Annotated in this window: 19 protein-coding genes, 9 tRNA genes and 1 riboswitch; of the genes, 15 read left to right on the plus strand and 13 right to left on the minus strand. The window is 37.4% G+C overall.

What is annotated here, in order from left to right; all coding sequences use genetic code 11:
* Positions 1 to 2: 2 nt before the first annotated feature.
* Complete coding sequence (locus HC728_RS08945) at positions 3 to 680, plus strand: ABC transporter permease (RefSeq protein ID WP_065640440.1); 678 nt, start codon at positions 3 to 5, stop codon at positions 678 to 680.
* A gap of 329 nt (positions 681 to 1,009) precedes the next feature.
* Here the strand turns inward: HC728_RS08945 and grxB are convergent, their stop codons facing one another.
* The 6 genes from grxB to HC728_RS08975 form a co-directional block, all read right to left on the minus strand.
* Positions 1,010 to 1,660, minus strand: coding sequence for a glutaredoxin 2 (gene grxB / locus HC728_RS08950; RefSeq protein WP_065640441.1), 651 nt, complete (start codon positions 1,658 to 1,660; stop codon positions 1,010 to 1,012).
* Between the two features lie 80 nt (positions 1,661 to 1,740).
* On the minus strand, positions 1,741 to 2,547 hold the full coding sequence (gene xthA, locus HC728_RS08955) for an exodeoxyribonuclease III (protein ID WP_005419842.1): 807 nt from the start codon (positions 2,545 to 2,547) through the stop codon (positions 1,741 to 1,743).
* A gap of 96 nt (positions 2,548 to 2,643) precedes the next feature.
* Complete coding sequence (locus HC728_RS08960; RefSeq protein ID WP_054776356.1) at positions 2,644 to 2,832, minus strand: hypothetical protein; 189 nt, start codon at positions 2,830 to 2,832, stop codon at positions 2,644 to 2,646.
* A gap of 212 nt (positions 2,833 to 3,044) precedes the next feature.
* Positions 3,045 to 3,128 (minus strand) — tRNA-Tyr (locus HC728_RS08965).
* Between the two features lie 82 nt (positions 3,129 to 3,210).
* Positions 3,211 to 3,294 (minus strand) — tRNA-Tyr (locus HC728_RS08970).
* A gap of 82 nt (positions 3,295 to 3,376) precedes the next feature.
* Positions 3,377 to 3,460: transfer RNA gene (locus HC728_RS08975), tRNA-Tyr, on the minus strand.
* Positions 3,461 to 3,764: 304 nt separating this feature from the next.
* Here HC728_RS08975 and HC728_RS08980 point away from each other — a divergent pair.
* Both HC728_RS08980 and vexH read left to right on the plus strand, forming a co-directional pair.
* Positions 3,765 to 4,811, plus strand: coding sequence for an efflux RND transporter periplasmic adaptor subunit (locus tag HC728_RS08980; RefSeq protein ID WP_017019202.1), 1,047 nt, complete (start codon positions 3,765 to 3,767; stop codon positions 4,809 to 4,811).
* A gap of 2 nt (positions 4,812 to 4,813) precedes the next feature.
* Positions 4,814 to 7,924 carry a vibriobactin export RND transporter permease subunit VexH gene (gene vexH, locus HC728_RS08985; protein ID WP_012532894.1) on the plus strand — a complete coding sequence of 1,037 codons (3,111 nt, stop codon included), beginning with the start codon at positions 4,814 to 4,816 and terminating at the stop codon, positions 7,922 to 7,924.
* 78 nt (positions 7,925 to 8,002) lie between these two features.
* Here the strand turns inward: vexH and queC are convergent, their stop codons facing one another.
* Together queC and HC728_RS08995 are read right to left on the minus strand one after the other, a co-directional pair.
* Entirely contained in the window at positions 8,003 to 8,686 is a 684-nt protein-coding gene (gene queC, locus HC728_RS08990) for a 7-cyano-7-deazaguanine synthase QueC (RefSeq protein ID WP_065622452.1), read from the minus strand.
* A 129-nt stretch (positions 8,687 to 8,815) separates the two neighbouring features.
* Positions 8,816 to 9,880: a PLP-dependent cysteine synthase family protein gene (locus HC728_RS08995; RefSeq protein ID WP_065622451.1), complete on the minus strand. Its 1,065-nt coding sequence runs from the start codon at positions 9,878 to 9,880 to the stop codon at positions 8,816 to 8,818.
* A 119-nt stretch (positions 9,881 to 9,999) separates the two neighbouring features.
* Here HC728_RS08995 and HC728_RS09000 point away from each other — a divergent pair, with 119 nt between their 5' ends.
* Positions 10,000 to 10,467 carry an Lrp/AsnC family transcriptional regulator gene (locus tag HC728_RS09000; RefSeq protein ID WP_005419827.1) on the plus strand — a complete coding sequence of 156 codons (468 nt, stop codon included), beginning with the start codon at positions 10,000 to 10,002 and terminating at the stop codon, positions 10,465 to 10,467.
* A 62-nt stretch (positions 10,468 to 10,529) separates the two neighbouring features.
* Here HC728_RS09000 and tesB read toward each other — a convergent pair whose 3' ends face one another.
* The gene (gene tesB / locus HC728_RS09005; RefSeq protein WP_065622450.1) at positions 10,530 to 11,393 is read right to left on the minus strand and encodes an acyl-CoA thioesterase II; all 864 of its coding nucleotides are present in this window, start codon (positions 11,391 to 11,393) and stop codon (positions 10,530 to 10,532) included.
* A 232-nt stretch (positions 11,394 to 11,625) separates the two neighbouring features.
* On the opposite strand from tesB, the gene HC728_RS09010 reads away from it, so the two are divergent.
* Positions 11,626 to 12,132, plus strand: a complete 507-nt coding sequence (locus HC728_RS09010) for a YbaY family lipoprotein (RefSeq protein ID WP_017019205.1) — start codon at positions 11,626 to 11,628, stop codon at positions 12,130 to 12,132.
* Between the two features lie 29 nt (positions 12,133 to 12,161).
* Here HC728_RS09010 and HC728_RS09015 read toward each other — a convergent pair whose 3' ends face one another.
* A complete protein-coding gene (locus HC728_RS09015) occupies positions 12,162 to 12,464 on the minus strand; it encodes an MGMT family protein (RefSeq protein ID WP_012533901.1) in 303 nt (100 codons plus the stop codon).
* Positions 12,465 to 12,572: 108 nt separating this feature from the next.
* Here HC728_RS09015 and HC728_RS09020 point away from each other — a divergent pair, with 108 nt between their 5' ends.
* Entirely contained in the window at positions 12,573 to 13,310 is a 738-nt protein-coding gene (locus HC728_RS09020) for a hypothetical protein (RefSeq protein ID WP_012533601.1), read from the plus strand.
* Between the two features lie 78 nt (positions 13,311 to 13,388).
* Here HC728_RS09020 and tfoY read toward each other — a convergent pair whose 3' ends face one another.
* The 3 genes from tfoY to torD all read right to left on the minus strand — a co-directional run bounded on the left by tfoY (position 13,389) and on the right by torD (position 16,392).
* Entirely contained in the window at positions 13,389 to 13,976 is a 588-nt protein-coding gene (gene tfoY, locus HC728_RS09025) for a DNA transformation protein TfoY (protein ID WP_005419819.1), read from the minus strand.
* Between the two features lie 128 nt (positions 13,977 to 14,104).
* Positions 14,105 to 14,187: riboswitch (cyclic di-GMP riboswitch) on the minus strand.
* Between the two features lie 264 nt (positions 14,188 to 14,451).
* On the minus strand, positions 14,452 to 15,465 hold the full coding sequence (gene purR, locus HC728_RS09030) for an HTH-type transcriptional repressor PurR (protein WP_190395329.1): 1,014 nt from the start codon (positions 15,463 to 15,465) through the stop codon (positions 14,452 to 14,454).
* Positions 15,466 to 15,744: 279 nt separating this feature from the next.
* On the minus strand, positions 15,745 to 16,392 hold the full coding sequence (gene torD / locus HC728_RS09035) for a molecular chaperone TorD (protein WP_017019206.1): 648 nt from the start codon (positions 16,390 to 16,392) through the stop codon (positions 15,745 to 15,747).
* A gap of 237 nt (positions 16,393 to 16,629) precedes the next feature.
* On the opposite strand from torD, the gene torR reads away from it, so the two are divergent.
* The 9 genes from torR to HC728_RS09080 all read left to right on the plus strand — a co-directional run bounded on the left by torR (position 16,630) and on the right by HC728_RS09080 (position 21,050).
* Positions 16,630 to 17,328, plus strand: coding sequence for a two-component system response regulator TorR (gene torR, locus HC728_RS09040; protein ID WP_005419814.1), 699 nt, complete (start codon positions 16,630 to 16,632; stop codon positions 17,326 to 17,328).
* A 179-nt stretch (positions 17,329 to 17,507) separates the two neighbouring features.
* Positions 17,508 to 18,953 (plus strand): hypothetical protein, encoded by a 1,446-nt coding sequence (locus tag HC728_RS09045; protein ID WP_017019207.1) that lies wholly within the window; start codon positions 17,508 to 17,510, stop codon positions 18,951 to 18,953.
* A 112-nt stretch (positions 18,954 to 19,065) separates the two neighbouring features.
* Positions 19,066 to 20,010 (plus strand): 23S rRNA pseudouridine(2604) synthase RluF, encoded by a 945-nt coding sequence (gene rluF / locus HC728_RS09050; protein WP_005419811.1) that lies wholly within the window; start codon positions 19,066 to 19,068, stop codon positions 20,008 to 20,010.
* A 128-nt stretch (positions 20,011 to 20,138) separates the two neighbouring features.
* Positions 20,139 to 20,212: transfer RNA gene (locus HC728_RS09055), tRNA-Cys, on the plus strand.
* A 14-nt stretch (positions 20,213 to 20,226) separates the two neighbouring features.
* Positions 20,227 to 20,302: transfer RNA gene (locus HC728_RS09060), tRNA-Gly, on the plus strand.
* Positions 20,303 to 20,487: 185 nt separating this feature from the next.
* Positions 20,488 to 20,574 (plus strand) — tRNA-Leu (locus HC728_RS09065).
* A 40-nt stretch (positions 20,575 to 20,614) separates the two neighbouring features.
* Positions 20,615 to 20,688, plus strand: a tRNA-Cys gene (locus HC728_RS09070).
* 14 nt (positions 20,689 to 20,702) lie between these two features.
* A tRNA-Gly gene (locus HC728_RS09075) sits at positions 20,703 to 20,778 on the plus strand.
* A gap of 185 nt (positions 20,779 to 20,963) precedes the next feature.
* Positions 20,964 to 21,050 (plus strand) — tRNA-Leu (locus HC728_RS09080).
* Positions 21,051 to 21,245 lie beyond the last annotated feature (195 nt).

The following is a 21,245-nucleotide window of genomic DNA, read 5'->3' on the forward strand; positions in this document are numbered from 1 at the left end:
ATATGGATTTTTCAATTATCATTGAGAGCCTTCCTGTTTATCTTGAAGGCTTATGGACAACGGTGTGGTTGGTCGCGGTATCTTTGGTTATTGGTTTGTGTATTGCTGTACCAGCAGCGATAGCAAGAAACAGTAATAATCCCATTTTATGGTTACCAGCTTGGACATACATTTACTTTTTTCGTGGTACGCCTTTATTGATTCAACTGTATCTTATTTATTATGGTATGGATCAATTTTTCCCTGTTAAAGATACCTTATGGGAACACGCTTCATTTTGTGCTCTTGTTGCTTTTGCTTTAAATACAGGAGCTTATACAGCTGAAATTGTGCGTGGTTCTATTAATGGTTTACCACAAGGAGAAATTGAAGCAGCCAAAGCGTATGGTATGAATCAATTCCAAACGTATAAACGCATTATTTTACCTAGTGCGTTACGTAGAGCATTGCCAGCTTATAGTAACGAAGTGATTTTCATGCTTCATGGTTCAGCTATTGCAGGGATTGTTACTTTACTGGATTTAACTGGTGCTGCACGCTTAGTAAATTCAAGATATTACGCACCATTTGAATCCTATATTGCTGCCGGCATGTTTTATATGTGCTTAACGTTTATTATTATTTTTATATTTAAGCAATTGGAAACTCGAATGCTCAGGTTTATGAGGCCATTAAGTTAATTAGTTTATTCACAGTCAAAAATTCCAACACAGTTATCGAGTATATGAACAAACTAGGATAACCAGTTAGTTACGACGATTGGTATTAATATCCATTTAAGTAGATATCGTGTATATATGAATGGAATATTCGTTAAAGGAAGTAGTGATGAGTTTATCGTTGATATTGATAAGAGTCGTAAAGTTAGTCTTTATTTGTGCATTGTTTTTGAGTGTGTTTGATTTTATTGAACACGGGGAAATACTTTGGTATCAACGTTGGTTTTCATGATTTTGATAAGAAAAAGAGCACGTTAATGTGCTCTTTTTTTTGTTAAAATAGATTGCTATTATACCGCAACATCAAAAAATAGGTGAACACCAGTTAATTCACTTATTTCTTCCAGATAGTTTTTTAAGTGTGGTGGAAGACCTAACCCTTTAACAACAGTCAAATTACGAATAAATGGGAAAAAGTTAATATCATCCCATGTGATTTGATTTCCTTTCTCTGAAGGAAGAGTAATGAAGTTCGCATTAACCAATAGTGGATTTAATGCATTGATATATTCATTACTGTTCGCTAATGCTTGTTCAAAGCTCATTCCAATGAACTCTTCTTTTTTCTCTGTAAACCATGTAATTGCTTCAGGTCGAGCGAATTCAGGTAAATCAAGTTGAGTCCAACGAGAAAAAGTAAGTTTAGCAAACAGTGGTCTTGCTGCGTTTAGCCACTCAGAGATCTCTTCTTCGTGTGTTGATTTTTCAATGATTGGATGGTGATCATGCTCATCTAAATATTTTGCAATATCAAGACTTTCTGCCATATAGCTCCCATCATTTTTCTCTAAAATAGGCACCATATTAGCTCCCACTTTTTCAATACGAGCATTCACATCATCATTTTGAAGATAAACAAATTCAACGGGTAGCTTTTTTATACCAGCAACCATTTTGGCTTTCATACAAAATGGGCAGTGATCAAAGATGAATAATTTCATTGTACTTCCTTAAATACCAATCGCAGTAAGAAATTGATTGGGATAAAAAAGCCCTCACAAATTGGTGAGGGCTAAACATATTATTTGAATGTTGACCAAATTGGTGCGTGATCAGAAGGCTTTTCAATACCACGTAATTCGTAATCAATGCCAGATTCTGTACATTTTGCTGCTAATGTTGGTGTTGCCATAATGACATCAATGCGTAAACCACGGTTATCTACAAACCCTTTTGAACGATAATCAAACCACGAGAATTGATCAGTTACTTCAGGGTGAAGATTACGGAACGTGTCTTCAAACCCCCAATCTTTTAATGTTTGTAACCATTCACGCTCTTCTGGTTGGAACGAGCATTTGCCTGTTTTTAACCAACGTTTTGCGTTTGGTTCACCGATACCGATATCTGCATCGATAGGGCTGATATTAATATCGCCCATGACGATGATCTCTTCATCATTAGTATGGTGTGTATGCAAGTGAGTCATCAAATCTTTGTAGAATTGACGTTTATAAGGGAATTTAGTTTCATGCTTGATGTTATCACCTTGTGGGAAGTAACCATTCATTATCGTTACTTTTGAGCCATCTTCACGCTGATGAGTGGTCATGATCATGCGCTTTTGATGTTCTTCTGTATCCGTATCAAAACCATATTGCACAGAAATTGGTTCTTGTTTACATAGCATAGCCACACCGTAATGTGCTTTTTGGCCATGGAAGTACACTTTATAGCCCATCGCTTCGACGGCTTCGACTGGGAACATTTCATTATGAACTTTGATCTCTTGAAGACCAATAACATCAGGGTTGTGCTTATCAATGATAGCTTGTAATTGGTGAAGGCGAGCACGAAGGCCATTTATATTGAATGAGATTACTTTCATTGGGTTATCAAGTCCTTATAAATATAGTCAATCCTAGTTGAGCGAGGATCTTTAATATAATGATACTAACATTAATTGGCATTAAGTCATGTAAGTTTAGTTTATTAATCTAGCACTTGGCTGACATGTCTCACAGCGCCACGTGCATTTTTGTTGACCTAAACCAGCTTTTATCCAAGCCATTGTGACGCTAGTAGAAGGATGACAAAAAGCCTCTTTATTACATAAGCTACATGTTTTCCATTGTGACGGTTCTTGCTGCTTTTGAACTTGTGCAATGTGCATTGTAATGCCTCTATTTCTATATTTAATAAAATAGAGTTACTGTATATTTATACAGTTATTTTGGCAAGGGGTATTTAAGGATAAAATTTATTTCAATTTAGATCCGTAGTTACTCAGACAATTGCGCAGGAAATCAATAGGTAGGTATTACAGGCACAAAAAAAGCCAACTCATTTCTGAATTGGCTTTTCGATCTCTTACGAGATAAATAATGGTGGAGGGGGACGGATTCGAACCATCGAAGCTTTCGCGGCAGATTTACAGTCTGCTCCCTTTGGCCACTCGGGAACCCCTCCAGCGGGTATTTTTATACTTAATTAACTCTTTTCCCAAAGGAGCAATCAAGTGTGTTAACTGACGAGTCAATTAACTGAATAATGGTGGAGGGGGACGGATTCGAACCATCGAAGCTTTCGCGGCAGATTTACAGTCTGCTCCCTTTGGCCACTCGGGAACCCCTCCAGCGGGTATTTTTATACTTAACTAACTCTTTTCCCAAAGGAGTCATCAAGTGTGTTAACTGATGACTCAATTAACTGAATAATGGTGGAGGGGGACGGATTCGAACCATCGAAGCTTTCGCGGCAGATTTACAGTCTGCTCCCTTTGGCCACTCGGGAACCCCTCCAACGAGAATTTTTATACTTAGCGAGAGTTTTCCCAACGACCTTGCCAAGTGCGGAGCGAATAATAGCAAACTTCGTTTTTCTGTAAAGCACTTTTCTTTGATTTTTGGTTTGAATGATGGGTTTTTCGTCAAAAAGGAGTAAAATTCGCCATATCGGAACAAAATAACTCAATATCAGTCATATAGAAGCAGTTGTTTTTACAGTTTATTTCGTCATCTTTACATTCATTGACGAACAAAAGGTGTTTCCCTTGGTAAACTATGGCCAGAAATTAATTCCATCATTTAGATTATAAGTATCAATATGAATAAAACTAAGTCTATCGCTCTAGTCGTTTTATTAGCATGCACTTTATCAACTCCTTCTTATGCTAAGAAAACAAGAGGAAATCAGTCGGTTGCTGTTCTTTCTGAAGAAGTGGCTACTCATGAAATATCTCAATCATTATCATTAATCGGAAAACTAAAGGCTTCTGAGTCTGTTGTGATCTCTCCTGAGGTTGCTGGAAAGATTGAGCGTATTGCGGTTAAAGCAAATCAAAACGTAAGAAAAGGACAGCTAGTCGTTCAACTTAATGACGATAAGGCGGTTGCGGCTATTAAAGAGGCTCGTGCTTATTTAAATGATGAAAAACGTAAATTAACAGAATTTCAACGCTTAGCGAAAAAAAATGCCATTACACAAACAGAGATTGATGGACAAAAAGCCAGTGTTGATATTGCTCAAGCTCGTTTAGATGCAGCAAATGCAGATTTATCTGATCTTCATATTTCAGCTCCTTTTGCTGGTACGGTTGGCTTTATTGATTTTAGCCGAGGCAAAATGGTGAGTGCTGGTACTGAATTACTGACGTTAGATAATTTATCTGTTATGCAACTCGACTTGCAAGTGCCAGAGCGTTATCTATCAATGCTTTCTGTGGGGATGAATGTTGAAGCAACGAGTCAAGCATGGGAAAACTCGGTATTTTCAGGAAAATTGATAGGTGTTGATTCGCGAATTAATGCAGAGACGTTGAACTTACGAGTTCGTATTGAATTTCCGAATAAAGATCTAAAAATGAAGCCGGGAATGCTGATGGCAGCAACGTTAGATTTTCCTGCTATTAATGCTCCAATTATTCCAGTTCAAGCTTTAGAGTATTCAGGTACTAAGCGTTATGTCTATGTAATAGGTGAAGATAATAAAGCAATTCGCACCGAAGTTACTTTAGGCGCTCGTGTTGAAAACCGTGTTGTCATCGCGAGTGGTTTAAATGTAGGTGATGAAATTGTCGTTCAAGGTTTAGTAAATATGCGTGATGGCGTAACAGTTAAGCAACTTGAACAAAATAAAACTGAGGTACAGTAATCATGTGGTTATCTGATGTTTCAGTAAAAAGGCCTGTTGTCGCCATTGTTTTAAGTTTGCTGTTATGTGTATTTGGTGCGGTGTCGTTCAGTAAATTGGCTGTTCGTGAAATGCCTGATATTGAAAGCCCGGTCGTTTCGATCAGTACGCGTTATGAAGGGGCCTCTGCTACCATTATTGAAAGCCAAATTACAACGGTATTAGAAGACCAACTCTCTGGTATCAGTGGGATTGATGAGATCGAGTCCACTACGCGAAATAGTATGTCTCGTATCATGATCACTTTTGATCTAGGGTATGACTTAAATACAGGCGTGAGTGATATTCGTGATGCGGTTGCCCGAGCACAGCGTAGCTTACCTGATGAAGCTGATGATCCCATTGTATTTAAAAATAACGGCAGTGGTGAAGCCTCTCTTTATATTAATTTAAGCTCAAGTGTAATGGACCGAACTGAGTTAACTGATTACATCGAACGTGTATTGGTTGACCGTTTTAGCTTAATTACTGGTGTGAGTTCTGTTGATGTCTCTGGCGGCCTTTATAAAGTGATGTATGTGAAGCTACAACCGGATTTAATGGCCGGACGTGGCGTAACGGCATCAGATATTACGGCGGCACTTCGTTCTGAAAATATTGAAAGCCCTGGTGGTGAAGTTAGAAATGATGCCATTGTTATGTCGGTCAGAACTGAGCGTTTATATAATAAGGCAGAAGACTTTAATTACTTGGTGGTGAAAACAGCCAGTGATGGGACGCCTATTTATTTAAAAGATGTTGCTGATGTATTTATCGGTGCAGAAAATGAAAACTCAACATTTAAAAGTGATGGTGTAGTAAACGTTAGTATGGGGATCGTCCCTCAATCAGATGCTAATCCGTTGGATGTTGCGAACTTAGTTCACGAAGAAGTCGCTAAGATCCAGCAATTTTTGCCAAAAGGGACTCGTTTAGCCATTGATTATGACTCAACGGTATTTATTGAGCGTTCAATTGCAGAGGTATATAGCACACTATTTATCACTGGTGGATTGGTTATTCTGGTTCTGTATATCTTTATTGGACAGGCTCGTGCAACTTTGATCCCTGCGGTAACGGTACCTGTTTCGTTAATATCATCATTTATTGCAGCTTACTATTTTGGTTTCTCCATCAACTTAATTACCTTGATGGCTTTGATTTTATCCATTGGTTTGGTGGTGGATGATGCGATTGTAGTGGTTGAGAATATTTTCCATCATTTAGAAAAAGGAGAGTCACCATTACTTGCTGCTTATAAAGGCGCAAGAGAAGTAGGCTTTGCCGTTATTGCGACGACTTTAGTGCTTGTTATGGTTTTCTTACCGATTTCATTTATGGATGGAATGGTTGGTTTGCTCTTTACTGAATTTTCAGTACTACTTGCTATGTCAGTGCTGTTCTCTTCATTGATCGCGTTAACACTGACACCTGTTTTAGGTAGTAAGATTTTAAAAGCAAATGTGAAGCCGAATCGTTTTAACTTATTTATCGATAAAGTTTTCTCAGCATTAGAGCGTAGTTACCGTAAGGCAGTATCGAAAGCGGTAGCGTGGCGTTTGTTGGCCCCTGTGATTATTCTTGCGTGTATTGGTGGTAGTTATGGCTTGATGCAGTACGTGCCATCTCAATTAACACCACAAGAAGACCGTGGCGTATTATTTGCTTTTGTTCGAGGTGCGGATGCAACCAGTTACAACCGCATGAGTTCGAATATGGATATTGTTGAAGAGCGTTTAATGCCGTTATTGGGTAAAGGCTTTTTGAAATCATTCAGTATTCAATCACCAGCATTTGGTGGTAATGCAGGAGATCAAACGGGCTTTGTTATCATGATCCTAGAAGATTGGGAAGATCGTGACTTAACGGCTCAACAAGGATTGGGTGTGATCCGAAAAGCGCTTGCTGATATTCCTGATGTGCGTGTATTTCCAATGATGCCAGGCTTCCGTGGTGGCTCAAGCGAACCGGTTCAATTTGTGTTGGGTGGTTCAGATTACAGTGAACTACAAAAATGGGGTGAGATACTAAAAGCAGAGGCCAATAACAGCCCATTGATGGAAGGTGCTGATATTAACTACTCGGAAAAAACACCTGAATTAGTGGTATCGGTTGATCGTCACCGTGCTGCTGAATTAGGCATTAAGATCTCTGATATTTCGGATACACTTGAAATTATGCTCGGTGGTAAAAGTGAAACGACATTTGTTGAACGTGGGGAAGAATATGATGTTTATCTTCGCGGCGATGAAAACAGTTTTAATAATGCTGCTGACCTAAGCCAGATTTATATGCGAACGTCATCAGGGGATTTGGTGACACTTGATACGGTCACTAAGATTAATGAAGTCGCATCGGCTATTCGTTTATCACATATTAATAAGCAAAAATCGATTACCTTAAGTGCTAATTTAAAGGATGGTGCAACCTTAGGTGACGCATTGAATTATCTGGATGCGAAGGCGATTGAGATATTACCGAGTGATATATCTGTTGGTTATACTGGCGAATCTAAAGACTTTAAAGAGAACCAATCTAGTATTCTTGTTGTGTTTGGCTTAGCTCTATTAGTGGCTTATTTGGTATTGGCAGCACAGTTTGAAAGCTTTATTAACCCGTTGGTTGTTATGTTTACGGTGCCAATGGGGGTATTTGGTGGTTTCTTAGGTTTGTTGTTAATGAATCAAGGACTGAATATATATAGTCAGATCGGTATGATCATGCTAATTGGTATGGTGACTAAAAACGGTATTTTAATCGTGGAATTTGCCAACCAATTACGAGATAAAGGCGTTGAACTTGAACAGGCGATTGTAGATGCCTCTGCTCGACGTTTACGACCTATTCTAATGACCGCATTTACAACACTTGCTGGTGCAATTCCATTGATTGTATCAACAGGTGCTGGCTATGAAAGCCGAGTAGCGGTTGGTACGGTCATCTTCTTTGGTATGGCATTTGCGACCTTGGTAACCTTGTTTGTTATTCCTGCAATGTATCGCTTAATCTCGGGTGGAACGCATTCTCCAGGTTATGTTGAAGATTTACTAAATAAAGAATTAGATCATGATATTAAAGGGCGAATTTCCCATTAATATTGGTTTTTAAGTAAATAAAAAGGCCATCACTTAATCGTGGTGGCCTTATTATTTTCTAAATAGAGATAATGTTTTTTAAAGTTTAGATTCTAAATCAGCCATTACAGATTCTTTATTTTCTAGGTAAGCATCTAAGCCATTTTTTCGCAAATCACACGATGGGCAATCGCCACAACCGTCACCAATCACACCGTTATAACAGGTTAGAGTATGATTACGAACATAGTCTAATTTGCCATACTTATCAGCAAGGGCCCATGTTTCGGCTTTATTTAACCACATTAGTGGTGTTTTAATTTCTAGCTGGCGATCCATACCAAGAACAAGTGATTGGTTAATGGATTTTACGAACTCATCACGACAATCTGGGTAGCCTGAGAAATCTGTCTCACAGACACCAGTGATCACCGCCTCTGCGCCTAATTGGTACGCATAGATACCCGCAAGCGTTAAGAAAAGAATATTACGGCCCGGAACGAAAGAGTTCGGTAAGCCATTTTCTTGAAGCTCATGAGAAACAGGAATGTTGTCACGAGTAAGTGAACTCACGGCTAATTCATTTAATAAGCCGACATCAATGACTTTATGAGAAGCTGCACCAAGTTCAATCGCGACTTTTTTCGCTACTTCAATTTCTTGATTATGACGTTGGCCATAATCAAAAGTAATACAATGAACATGATCATATTGAGTTAATGCTTGAATTAAACAGGTAGTGGAATCTTGTCCGCCACTAAATACAACGATTGCAGTTGACATAATAATTAGAAATCTCAGTAGAGTTATTTGTTGGTATTGTAATAAAAAAGCCACCGATAATCGATGGCTTTGCGGTTAATACCAATAAATGGTGTTAAGCCAAACTGACGTTATTATTATAAATTTGTTTTACAGTTGACCTGTTTTCTCAAAATTAGCCAATAGAGAAAGAGTTGGAGTTAAATCACCAATATTATTCGCAACCCACTCATCGTTATAATAGGTATCAAGATATCGCTCGCCACTGTCACATAGTAGAGTGACGATAGAACCTTTCTCTCCACGTTGTTGCATTTCACAAGCGAGTTGTAATGCACCAAATAGATTAGTACCTGTGGATGCGCCGGCTTTACGTCCAAGAATGCTTTCTAACCAACGTGCAGTAGCGACACTAGCAACATCCGGGATAGTACGCATTTCATCAATAACACCAGGAATAAAACTTGGTTCTACGCGAGGGCGACCAATCCCTTCAATTTTACTGCCAGCATCTAATGTTAGATCTTTATTGCCTGTTTTATAGAAATCATGAAAAACGGAATTTTCAGGGTCAACAACACACAGCTTTGTATTGTATTTTTGATAACGGATAAAGCGACCGATCGTTGCTGAAGTGCCACCTGTGCCCGGGTTCATTACAACCCATGTTGGCTCTGGGTGGTCTTCTAATTTCATTTGACGGAAAATACTATCTGCAATGTTGTTGTTACCACGCCAGTCAGTGGCACGCTCAGCATAAGTAAATTGATCCATGTAATGACCATTCAATTCTTCTGCTAAACGGCGAGATTCAGCGTAAATCTCATCAGAACGTTCTACAAAGTGCGTTTGGCCGCCATAAAACTTTATCATTTCAATTTTTTTTGTTGCTGTTTTACGAGGTACAACGGCAATGAATGGCAAACCTAATAAACGCGCAAAATACGCTTCTGACACGGCAGTGCTGCCAGATGATGATTCGATAATTGGTGTGTTTGGACCAATCCAACCGTTAGAAATAGCGTAAAGAAATAGAGATCGCGCTAAACGGTGTTTAAGGGAACCAGTTGGATGTGTACTTTCATCTTTTAGGTATACATCGATACCTTCAAGCATAGGCAAATCAAGTTTAATAAGATGCGTATCAGCAGAGCGTTGGTAATCTGCTTCAATTTTACGAATAGCGTTATTTATCCAGTTATGATCGGTACACATAATGATTTTCCTTTAAAAGTGACTATGTGAATAATTTACCGCTGTTCGATGAGAAAAACTTTGCTATATTTACTTCATATTAGCAATAAAATAGAAAAATTTTCTACATTGAGGTTTTTATGGGGAAGCATGAGCTAGATAAGGTGGATACAACTTTACTTTCATTATTGCAAAAAGATTGTACTGTTTCATTACAAGAGTTAGCTGATGCAGTTAATTTGACCACAACACCGTGCTGGAAACGATTAAAGAGACTTGAAGAAGAAGGCATTATTGAAAAGAAAGTAGCGTTACTTAATCCTGAAAAACTAGGCTTGAGCTTTAACGCGTTTGTTTTGATTAAAACCTCTAATCATTCACAAGAATGGTATAACCGGTTTGTTGATACGGTGTCAGATTTTCCTGAAGTCATGGAATTTTATCGAATGGCTGGAGAATACGACTATATGATGAAAGTACTTGCTGAAGACATGAAAGCGTTTGACGGGTTTTATAAGAAGTTGGTTAATAGTATTGATGACATATCAAATGTAACCAGTACATTTGCTATGGAGCCGCTGAAATACACGACTGAATTGCCGCTATAATTTTACATTCAAATAAATAGGTCAGGCAACGATAGCCTGACCGATAGAAAAAGAAAGAACGTTTATTTTTTCTTCATTCGCATCACGCCTTCTTGCATAGCAGAAGCAACAAGTTGACCTTTTTGATTGAATATTTCCCCTCTTACTAGCCCACGTGAGCCACTTGCATTTGTGCTTTCAATTGAATAAAGCAACCATTCATCCATTTTAAATGGACGATGGAACCACATGGAATGATCAATCGTAGCCACTTGGAAGTTCGGTGTTAATAAACTCACTTCATGTGGATGAAGAGCGGTTGGTAAAAAGCCCCAATCAGAAGCATAAGCTAATAAGTATTGATGAATTAATTGGTTATCAGGTAATTCACCGTTGGCTTTGATCCATAAATGTTGTGTAGGTGCCGCTTTTTTCGGAGCCAGTGGATTCACAATATTGACAGGGCGAACTTCGATGGGTTTTTCACCACAGAATATTTTTTGTACCGTTGGTGGTAAAACATGTTTGATCGCTTCTGCTAATTGTGTTTCTGATGCAAAGTTTTCGGGGCCTGCGATTTCAGGCATGTGTGATTGGTGCTCAAAGCCTGGTTCATCACCATGATAAGAAGCTGTTAGATAGAAAATAGGGCGACCATTTTGAATCGCTTTTACACGGCGGGTACTGAAGCTTCTGCCATCTCGTAAGTTTTCAACATCATAGATAATGGCTTTTTCAGGATCGCCAGGGTAAAGAAAGTAGCTATGAAAGGAATGAACTGTTCTATCATTATCAACCGTATAGCGAGCTGCTGAGAGTGCTTGTCCAATAACTTGACCACCATAAACTTGTGGTAGACCTAAATGTTCGCTTTGTCCTCGGAAAAGACCCTGCTCTAATTGCTCTAGTTGTAGCAAATTAAGTAATTCGTTAAGTGGTTGGTTCATTTTTTGGCCTGTATGATCACTCTCAAATAATAACTCTATTTTAAAGATATTCAGATTGAGTTCAATAAGTTAAATATAATGTTAATTAAAGATAAGTTTATATCAAATCACTGTAATAATAAGCTTATTGAGTCAGTTTTGTGTCAAAGATATCGAGAATAGAGAGACAGATATAAATAATCAGTCTATATTCAGCGTGGTTTTGAATGGCAATTAAATTAGAGAGAATAAAATGAAAAAGTCATTATTAGTAGCTTTATCAGTCGTTACAGGATTAACAATGGTCGGTTGCAATTCATCTGATAAATCAGAAAAAGAAACAACAGTAGCACCTCAACAAGAAGTCGTTGAACAAGTTGACGTTGTTGAAACAGAAGTTGCACCAGTAGTTGAAGCCGCAGCAACACAATCAGTAACCGGTACAGTAGGTTATCGTGAGCGTATTGCATTACCTGCAAATGCGGTTGTAACCGTTACTTTAGAGGATATTTCTTTAGCTGATGCACCATCGAAAACTATCACAGAACAAACGTTTGAAGTAGGTGAAAATTCATCTCCGTTTGCTTACTCTTTAGAATTCAATACAGCAGATATTCAAGCTAATCATCGTTATGCGGTACGTGCAACAATTAAAGTTGATGGTAAATTACGTTTTACTACTGATACTAATTACGCAGTAATTACTGATGAAGCTGCAACACTAAACCAAGATCTACTACTGAAAGGTGTTCGTCAGTAATCGATCTATTTAAGCAAGTAATAGTGCTATTATTGCATTATTACTTGCTTGAAATTTAGAATTTTTCCATCATCCCTTATTGTTAATCCTTCCTTTTCTAGTGCCTTACGCTGACGAATAAAATTATCTCCTGATAATGAAATTTTTCCCTGTGAACTAACAACTCTAAACCATGGTAAAGAAGTATCTTCAGGAAGACGAGATAGTATTTTACCTACATGTCTTGAATGATTTGGATAACCTGCAAGTTTAGCTAGTTGCCCATAGCTGATAATTCGTCCGAATGGAATTTGGGTTAAGTTTAAATAAATGCTCTGCGTGAATTCGTTCATAAACAAACCCTTAATAAAAAAGTGAAGTGGGTCAGTGATAAAGATGATTAATAACGCTACACTGGAATAATAACAAAGTGAACAACTCTGATCCATGGAGGGAAAGCGATGTTTCTAGCAGTGTTATCGATCATTTTAAGTTTTGTTTTAGTTATTGTTGGCGTTTTAGCATTTGGTGTTAGTGGGGGAGAGCTACCATTATTGGCTTTGGCGATACCTATTTTATGGTTGATCCCTCAAGGAGGGGTTGCTACTTGGGTATTGTTAATTGGCTTATCATTATTTGGTTTTACACTTCAATACCAACCAATGCCATTATCTATTTCTGTTTGGACTTTGTTTCCATTATTAATGGTGATCTTTTCACACCGTAAAAGCATACACTTAATCGTATTTATTGCTGCTGTTGTTATTGCGATGCAAGCTGGGATCATGGCTTTACAATATGAAGAAAAATTAACTGGAAGTGCGTGGGCTACATTGACTCAAATTGTATGTGTCATATTAGTTTGGATTGCGGCAAGAAGTTGGAAACCAGTTAATCGAAATGCGTGGTGGCCATTAGTTCTTGTTATTCCTTTATGGATTGGAGGTTTACAACATGCAGCCTTGGTAGCATTGTCGATTACAGGGCTGATTGTGTGTTTACAAAGTATCGGAAGATCAAAGTATAGAAATTGGTTACCTATGCTATCTTGGCTTTTACCTGTTATTGGTTTTTCTACATTAATTATTTCGCCAAAGTTTGAAGTACCAAATTCAATTATGGTTTCTTGGCTAATGATATTATTAATTGGTTGGATTACTGATTTTATGATGCAAGTAGATGAAGAACCAGTCGATTAAGGCTGATAGTAGTGATTATGTTGTATTCTATGCGTTATAGAATACAACATAATAAAAATGAATCTAAAACAATATTAATTATAGCTGTTTTCTTAATTCATTACGTGTTTCTGCAGAAATTACAGACCAGTGCATTCCTTTTATAGCCCCTTCTAAAGACCATAATAATTCATCACTTACTGAACTTGAATGTGTTTGCTGTATTGCTTTATAAGCATTAACAGAGCCCGTGTTTTTCAGTTCTTCAACTGTTGTAATTCCTGCTTTTTTCAGCATTCTTTCTGTTGCAAGTCGTAAGTTAGGTAAATCTTTAATACGAGAAGGACCTGCTGATTTTTGTTTTTCTTTATCTTTTTTCGCTACATCTAAAGCAACAACCGCTTGAATCAAAATTGAATCTGGTTCATCCCAACATTCAGGAGATATAGCAAAATATTTTGTTACAACTGGGAATCCACGTTTTTTATAAACGTATGGTTCAAAGCCTTGTTCTTTAAATAAATTAATTGTTTCGTCACTTGCTCTTAAATGAAGCTTATCTTGAACTACAAGAGCAAACATGGTGTCGTCAATGAAGATTCCAAATCCCCCAAACATAGAGCGAGAAGTGATCTTTCCTAGTGAAGATAGTAGACGAAGTGAGTCTTTTAATACTGGTTTATCCATTGCAATAATTCTCGGTTAGTAAGTCTATGTCACTAAACAACTGAGCCCGAGGAAATAGTAGCAAGTTGAAAACTAAGTATTGTTATTTTAACGTAAAAATTAACAAGGGATAGAATCGACCACTTGCCGTCGGCAACCCCGCTACCTTATATAAATACTTAGGCCGGAAGCTTTGCGTCCTACATTTTCATGTAGTTTGCCATGTTCGTGACAAGATTGATGATATAGCAATCAATAAGAAATGTTGGAACAGAAAATTCATAAATGTGATATTAGTTCCAAAATATTTCATCGAAATTTGTTAGGTCGGTTCAACTTTTCTCTTATTTAATACTTTTAATATTGATATTTATAAAAATTCAGAGATCGATAGTCAGTATTTATAGGTTTTTTATTATTGAGAATTAAGATTGAGTTTAGTAAGCATAAAAAAACCATGCTCGTTGGCATGGTTTTTATTATGAAGTCAGGCAAATTATTTAAGGCGATTTAAAACACTGCTACGTGTAACAACCTCTGGTTGCATTTCGAATATACGTCTTTCATGATCTTTATCTTTAATTCGTTCCAACAAAATCTCAACCGCTGTTTTACCTACACGGCGTTTAGGTTGATGGATCGTTGTTAATGGTGGTGAGAAATACGCAGACAATTCAATATTGTCATAACCGATAACTGAAATATCTTCAGGTACACGTAAGCCTGATTGTTGAATCTTACTAATTGCAGCTAATGCCATAATGTCATTAAAACAGAATAGTGCAGTAGGGCGTTTGCTTTCTTCAATAGAAAGAATTTTGTCAACCGCCTTAGATGCAGACGCACACTCAAAATCACCTTCTAGAATCCATTCTGGATTAAAAGATAAATTTGCATCAGCATGAGCTCTTTCAAAACCTCGAACTCGTTCTTTACAAGTCACTTTATCAGCTTGACCTGTGATACATGCAATATGAGTGTGACCATTTTCAATAAGATGCTTCGTCGCTAAGTAACCGCCTTCTTCTGAATTATCAATGATCTTGTCTGTACGCGGGCTATCAGGACCCCAGTCCATAATAACCATTGGTAGCTCGGTGTTTTTTTCAAGTAAGGTCAGTAATTGTTCATTTAAATCTGAACACATTACAAGTAGGCCATCTACTCGTTTTTCCGCCAACATTCTTAAATAGTGTTTTTGTTTTTCTAGGTCGCCTTCAGTATTACACATGAATAGTGTGTAACCTTGCTTGTAACAATAGTTTTCAACACCATGCATTACTTCTGCAAAAAATGGGTTAAATGATTGTGTTACTAACATACCAATAGTACGTGTTGTATTACACTTTAAGCTGCGTGCTACCGCACTTGGAGCATAGTTTAATTCTTCAACTGCTTCCCAAACACGTTTTTGTGTTGCTTCAGCAACAAAGCGCGTTTTATTTATCACGTGAGAAACGGTGGTTGTTGAAACTGCTGCCAGCTTCGCCACATCTTTAATAGTAGCCATATATAAACCTTATAATAGGTAATAAGGGGCTATTTATTTTCCAACAAAAAAGGTGTAGCTCTAAACTAGAAGAACTGATGGAAGATAAATAGGCCCTGGTTAAAAATGAAAAAAACCGCGTAAAATGCGGTTTTCATTTCAATACAAATTTTATCGTTTGCGATCACATTTTATCTTTAAAGCATAGTGCAAACAATTACTGATTTAATAAATTTTGATATTGCTTTTGATTTATATCACATATTTTTTAACATAAATAATAAAAGCAATTATCTTATATTATTCGCCAGCAAGAAATTTCACATCTAGCTTTAGGAATGTAACAAGTAAGCCTGTTACTGCAGCATAGAAACCAAATTTATCTCTTTCGATGCAAATTTCATTAAATCGAGGTGTCCAACTTAACAGTTGCTCATTAATAAAGGTTAGTTGAGCATTCATATAAGTTTCAAATTCATCTTCAGAAGCTTGCTGATTTGTCATCACAATTAAATTACCTAAAAAATCTAATTCAATGGCAATGTGGTCAGCAGGCTCATTAAATTCAGCTTTTTGTGCAATATTGTATTTTGTAAGCCATTCACGCATATCTTGAGCAGGTTTTGCGTTTAGTAAACCTGATTTATCAAGATACATAGAAGCGTACGGTAGCGCACTACTTTTATCTGAGCCTAAAAAGGCATCACAAAAATCAGCAGAAAGTTCAAGTTGTGCATCTTCACGACCTTGCACGGCATTTAATTTTTCAATTAATGCATTAACTGAATCACTTAGTTCTGGTGTTTCAGCTAAATTAGATAGAAAAGTACGTACTTCAAAACTGCCATATTGCTCAAGTTGTTCTGTCGTTAATTCTGCTGATAATAGGCTAGATAGCCACCAGTATATTTCAGCGCGTTGCTCATTAAACGCAGTAAGTTCGTTCATTTATCTTATGCTCCAAAAAAATTATTCCTAAATTGTACTGGATAAGTATGAAAAGGAATAGCACCTATCATTAACAGGGTGTATAAAGATGTTTGTAAAGGTTAAAGCTCAATTTTTATTAATAATTGTTTTGAATCAAATAAAATACAGAAATATCAATTGAGAATTGGCATTATTACAGATTATGAATAGAATAAGATAAGAACTATCCAAATAACCAAAAATAAAGAGAAGATTATGAGCTATCACATTTTAGTTGTTGAAGACGAAGTGGTAACTCGCTCTAAACTTGTAGGCTACTTTGAAGCCGAGGGATATCAAGTGAGCGAGGCTGAAACAGGTGCAGAAATGCGTTCTATTTTAGCTGAACAAAAAGTTGATTTAATTATGCTTGATATAAACCTACCAGGAGAGGACGGTTTATTGTTGGCGCGTGAATTACGTAGCCAATCCAATATTGGTATTATTTTAGTAACAGGACGTACAGATAGTATTGATCGAATCGTTGGCCTAGAGATGGGTGCTGACGATTACGTAACGAAACCCGTTGAGTTACGTGAATTACTTGTACGCGTTAAAAATCTATTTTGGCGTATGTCACTTGCAAACGAGCCAGTTGAGTTAGATGAGTCTAACGTTGTTCGTTTTGGTGAATGGACATTTGATATTCAACGTAGAGCATTATCAAATAACGGTGAACCAGTTAAATTAACTAAAGCCGAATATGAATTGTTAGTTGCGTTGTCTTCTTACCCTAATACGGTTTTATCTCGTGAACGTATTTTAAATATGATTAGCCACCGTGTTGATGCACCAAACGATAGAACAATTGACGTATTAATTAGACGCATGAGAGCAAAGATGGAAGTGGATCCTAAAAACCCACAAATCTTTGTTACTGTTCATGGTGAAGGTTACATGTTCGCAGGTGACTAATTTTACTTAATATAGTTAATTTTTTGATTTGGCCGCTCATACTATGAGCGGCTTTTTTATGCCTGAATTTTATGTTTTGTTTTTTTACATACGTAATGCTGATTAAATTGAAATGTTATAGTAATATCGCCCTTCCAATAAATAAGACAAGTGTCTAATAATAAAGATGTGGATTTAGGATGAAACAATATTTCAAAATAGCAGTGGTTGCTTCAGCATTGATGAGTGTGGTTGGTTGTCAAAGTACAAACGAAGAGGCAACAGCAGTAGAACAAACATCAGAAATAAATACGCCTGTAGTTTCAACATTTGAGGCGTTACAGAAACAATATAATTTTGATAAAACGGTATTTGATTCAGCCGCTGAGTTTAAAATTTACTCAGAAGATTCATATAGCCTAATGATGGATGAATGGAATGAAGCAAAAGAAATTTATCTTGAAGTAGAGCAAGAGCCAGCATTAATAAATGAAGAGTATTCGATGTTCTCTTCTGGTTCTTATTCCGCAAAATATATCGCACTAATTAAGAATGCTAACTTACAGTTAGATAAATTAAAAACGTATAAGAATAAAGCTGATACAGTTTTGTCTGATGCTATTGCGCAAATGAACTATATGCAATCTATCGATGTTGCAAAATATTATCCGCAAGATTTCTCTAGTTTATACAATCAATATAAAGCCTTGTTTGTAACTGTAATTGAAGAAGACATTGCTGAAGCTCAAACTGAACAAGCTGAGTTTCTAACAAAAGCAAAAGTGATTGAGATTGATACCTCATTAACAATTCATGTTAAGCCATTAGAAAAAGAATTTTCTCAATTGACGCAAAAAGGCTTTAAAGCCATTGCTCCTATTAGTTATGGGCAAACAAAAGCAGAACTGGATAAAACGAAAAAAGCGGTTCAAGCAAATAATAGAGATCAAGATTTAATTGCCGATGTAGTTGCTAAAACTCGTTTTCAATTAGATCACCTAAAAAATATGGCTGCTGAAGTTAAGCTATTAAAAGCAGTAAAGAATGGTCAATTTGAACAATCGGTTTTAGAGTTTGAAAATAAACTGTTATCGATTTCACAAGCAATAAATGGTGATGATTACCGTGATCAGCCATTACGTATGCAAACAACAGAGATCTTATCTGCTGTACAACAAATGCATGCTATAAATAATACAGCTGATTTAGAAAAGAAGATTAAAGAGTTAAATTCAGAAATCGAAACATTAAACGGTACGATTGAGAAGCAAACAGATGCACGAGCAAATGTTCAAAAACAAGTTCTAGTATTAACGCAACAATTAGAACGAAATGATAATTTAATTAATAACTTGAACAGCGTAATTGCAACATATAAAGCAAAAGAAGACGCCGAAAAGACAACAGTAAATAAAGAAGCGAATGAAGCCCCATCTGATGCTGAAAAGCAGACGTCTCCAGCGCTTGAAACAGAGCACGCTCAAGAGATGGTGAAAGAAGAAGGGACAATAACTACCACCGATAATACTGAAGTGGTGCCAGTAGAAAGCACTGAGACCAAAGTTGAGTCTGCTGCGATAGAGACAACAGCAAATGAGACTAGTGAGCAGGTAAAGACAACTGATACTGATATTGAAACGAAATAATTATTTATTTACGTTGTAGTAAAGCACCCTAAGCATTGGTTTAGGGTGCTTTTTTATTGGATATTTATTCGTTTCTGATACACTGCGGCTGTTCACTTTTTTGAGGTACATCATGACATCACCAGAACCTAAATTAACCCGTCTGAATAAATTTATTAGTGATACGGGATATTGCTCACGAAGAGAAGCCGATAAACTTATCGATCAACAACGTATTACGATTAATGGCAAGATCCCTGAGATGGGAACGAAAGTAGCTGATGGCGATGAAGTTTTGGTTGATGGGAAGCCGTTAAAAGAGAAACAAGATCGTATTTATATTGCTTTTAATAAGCCTGTTGGAATTACTTGTACGACAGAGCGACATGTTGAAGGTAATATTGTTGATTACATTAATCATGAGCAGCGTATTTTTCCTATTGGTCGATTGGATAAACCGTCGGATGGTTTAATATTCTTAACTAATGATGGCGATATTGTAAATAAGATCCTGCGAGCGGGTAACGCCCATGAAAAAGAATATGTGGTTCGTGTTGATAAGCCGATTACTGATGAGTTTTTACAAAAAATGGCTGCGGGTGTACCGATCCTAGATACGGTAACTTTGCCATGTAAGATTAAGCAAGAATCTCGATTTGTATTTCGTATCACTTTGACTCAAGGATTGAATCGTCAAATTCGTAGAATGTGTGAGTACTTAGATTATGAAGTATTCAAATTAAAACGTGTTCGTATTATGAATATTGATCTAGGTAAGCTTGCTTCTGGAGAATGGCGTTATTTAAGTCAAGCTGAGATGGACCAGCTAAACGGAATGATTGGAACATCAAGTAAGACAGAAGAAGCGTCTCGCAAAGTAAAAGAAATTGATGGTAAAGTTCGCGTATTGAAAAAAGCGAGTTCAGGAAGAAATCATCATTCAAATAATACGTTTAAAGAAAATCGTCGTGAAAAAGCCAAAGAAGGGCGTTTTAGCAAATCGGCACCTAAGCGTAAAAATGATCGTAAAGAGCAAGGTAAGCCGCAATCTGAAATAAAAGTATGGCGACCAAAATAGACCGTTTTTTCAACATGTTAGCTGATTTGTCAGCATTTTGGCGATAAAGTCTACAAACGGAGAGTTAAATGCTAATTTTTATTTGACTCTTTTTTTAAATCGGTTACATTAAGCCCCGTAAAAGAGATGGCGCCTTGGCAGAGTGGCTATGCAGCGGATTGCAAATCCGTGGACCTCGGTTCGATTCCGGGAGGCGCCTCCATTTCTTTATACAATGCGACACTAGCTCAGCTGGTAGAGCGCAACCTTGCCAAGGTTGAGGTCACGAGTTCGAACCTCGTGTGTCGCTCCAGATTTTAAAGTGAAATACGTTGAATGTTCTTTTGTATGAAAGAATAACCTTACCAAGGTTGAGGTCACGCCTAAGCCTTCAAGATCGGGAACCTCGTGTGTCGCTCCAGATTAAAAATTACTGCAATAGCGGTAGTTACAGATGGTGTTTTACTTTTCAGTAATCGGCATCGCAAGAAATTGCGTGCCCTGGTGGTGGAATTGGTAGACACAAGGGATTTAAAATCCCTCGGCGTTCGCGCTGTGCCGGTTCAAGTCCGGCCCGGGGCACCATCTATTAGCTTACTTAGGTAAGCAAGTTAATATAAAGAATGGCGCCTTGGCAGAGTGGCTATGCAGCGGATTGCAAATCCGTGGACCTCGGTTCGATTCCGGGAGGCGCCTCCATTTCTTTATGCAATGCGACACTAGCTCAGCTGGTAGAGCGCAACCTTGCCAAGGTTGAGGTCACGAGTTCGAACCTCGTGTGTCGCTCCAAATTTTAAAGTGAGATACGCGGAATGTTCTTTTGTATGAAAGAGCAACCTAAGCAAGGTTGAGGTCACGCCTAAGCCTTGAAGATCGGGAACCTCGTGTGTCGCTCCAAATTGAAAATTATTGCAATAGCGATAATTACAGATGGTGTTTTACTTTTCAGTAATCGGCATCGCAAGAAATTGCGTGCCCTGGTGGTGGAATTGGTAGACACAAGGGATTTAAAATCCCTCGGCGTTCGCGCTGTGCCGGTTCAAGTCCGGCCCGGGGCACCATCTTTTAAGAAGGCTCATCAGAAATGATGAGCCTTTTTTATTCCTGCAAAAGCGTCATTTCACAATAATCCATACAGATATCTTCATACCTACTTACTATTTGCTTTCATTGTTATCTATTTTTGTTTTAAGCGGATTCTACTCGACACTTTATATGCAACTTATAAAATTGTTATTTAGTATCATGTTATCTCA

The sequence above is a fragment of the Aliivibrio sp. S10_S31 genome (assembly GCF_014694495.1).
Taxonomy (GTDB): domain Bacteria; phylum Pseudomonadota; class Gammaproteobacteria; order Enterobacterales; family Vibrionaceae; genus Aliivibrio; species Aliivibrio fischeri.

Excerpts from the sequence above, each read along its gene's own strand:
- HC728_RS08945 (WP_065640440.1), top strand. The coding sequence starts at position 3 with ATGGATTTTTCAATTATCATTGAGAGCCTTCCTGTTTATCTTGAAGGC.
- grxB (WP_065640441.1), bottom strand. The coding sequence starts at position 1,660 with ATGAAATTATTCATCTTTGATCACTGCCCATTTTGTATGAAAGCCAAA.
- xthA (WP_005419842.1), bottom strand. The coding sequence starts at position 2,547 with ATGAAAGTAATCTCATTCAATATAAATGGCCTTCGTGCTCGCCTTCAC.
- HC728_RS08960 (WP_054776356.1), bottom strand. The coding sequence starts at position 2,832 with ATGCACATTGCACAAGTTCAAAAGCAGCAAGAACCGTCACAATGGAAA.
- HC728_RS08980 (WP_017019202.1), top strand. The coding sequence starts at position 3,765 with ATGAATAAAACTAAGTCTATCGCTCTAGTCGTTTTATTAGCATGCACT.
- vexH (WP_012532894.1), top strand. The coding sequence starts at position 4,814 with ATGTGGTTATCTGATGTTTCAGTAAAAAGGCCTGTTGTCGCCATTGTT.
- queC (WP_065622452.1), bottom strand. The coding sequence starts at position 8,686 with ATGTCAACTGCAATCGTTGTATTTAGTGGCGGACAAGATTCCACTACC.
- HC728_RS08995 (WP_065622451.1), bottom strand. The coding sequence starts at position 9,880 with ATGTGTACCGATCATAACTGGATAAATAACGCTATTCGTAAAATTGAA.
- HC728_RS09000 (WP_005419827.1), top strand. The coding sequence starts at position 10,000 with ATGGGGAAGCATGAGCTAGATAAGGTGGATACAACTTTACTTTCATTA.
- tesB (WP_065622450.1), bottom strand. The coding sequence starts at position 11,393 with ATGAACCAACCACTTAACGAATTACTTAATTTGCTACAACTAGAGCAA.
- HC728_RS09010 (WP_017019205.1), top strand. The coding sequence starts at position 11,626 with ATGAAAAAGTCATTATTAGTAGCTTTATCAGTCGTTACAGGATTAACA.
- HC728_RS09015 (WP_012533901.1), bottom strand. The coding sequence starts at position 12,464 with ATGAACGAATTCACGCAGAGCATTTATTTAAACTTAACCCAAATTCCA.
- HC728_RS09020 (WP_012533601.1), top strand. The coding sequence starts at position 12,573 with ATGTTTCTAGCAGTGTTATCGATCATTTTAAGTTTTGTTTTAGTTATT.
- tfoY (WP_005419819.1), bottom strand. The coding sequence starts at position 13,976 with ATGGATAAACCAGTATTAAAAGACTCACTTCGTCTACTATCTTCACTA.
- purR (WP_190395329.1), bottom strand. The coding sequence starts at position 15,465 with ATGGCTACTATTAAAGATGTGGCGAAGCTGGCAGCAGTTTCAACAACC.
- torD (WP_017019206.1), bottom strand. The coding sequence starts at position 16,392 with ATGAACGAACTTACTGCGTTTAATGAGCAACGCGCTGAAATATACTGG.
- torR (WP_005419814.1), top strand. The coding sequence starts at position 16,630 with ATGAGCTATCACATTTTAGTTGTTGAAGACGAAGTGGTAACTCGCTCT.
- HC728_RS09045 (WP_017019207.1), top strand. The coding sequence starts at position 17,508 with ATGAAACAATATTTCAAAATAGCAGTGGTTGCTTCAGCATTGATGAGT.
- rluF (WP_005419811.1), top strand. The coding sequence starts at position 19,066 with ATGACATCACCAGAACCTAAATTAACCCGTCTGAATAAATTTATTAGT.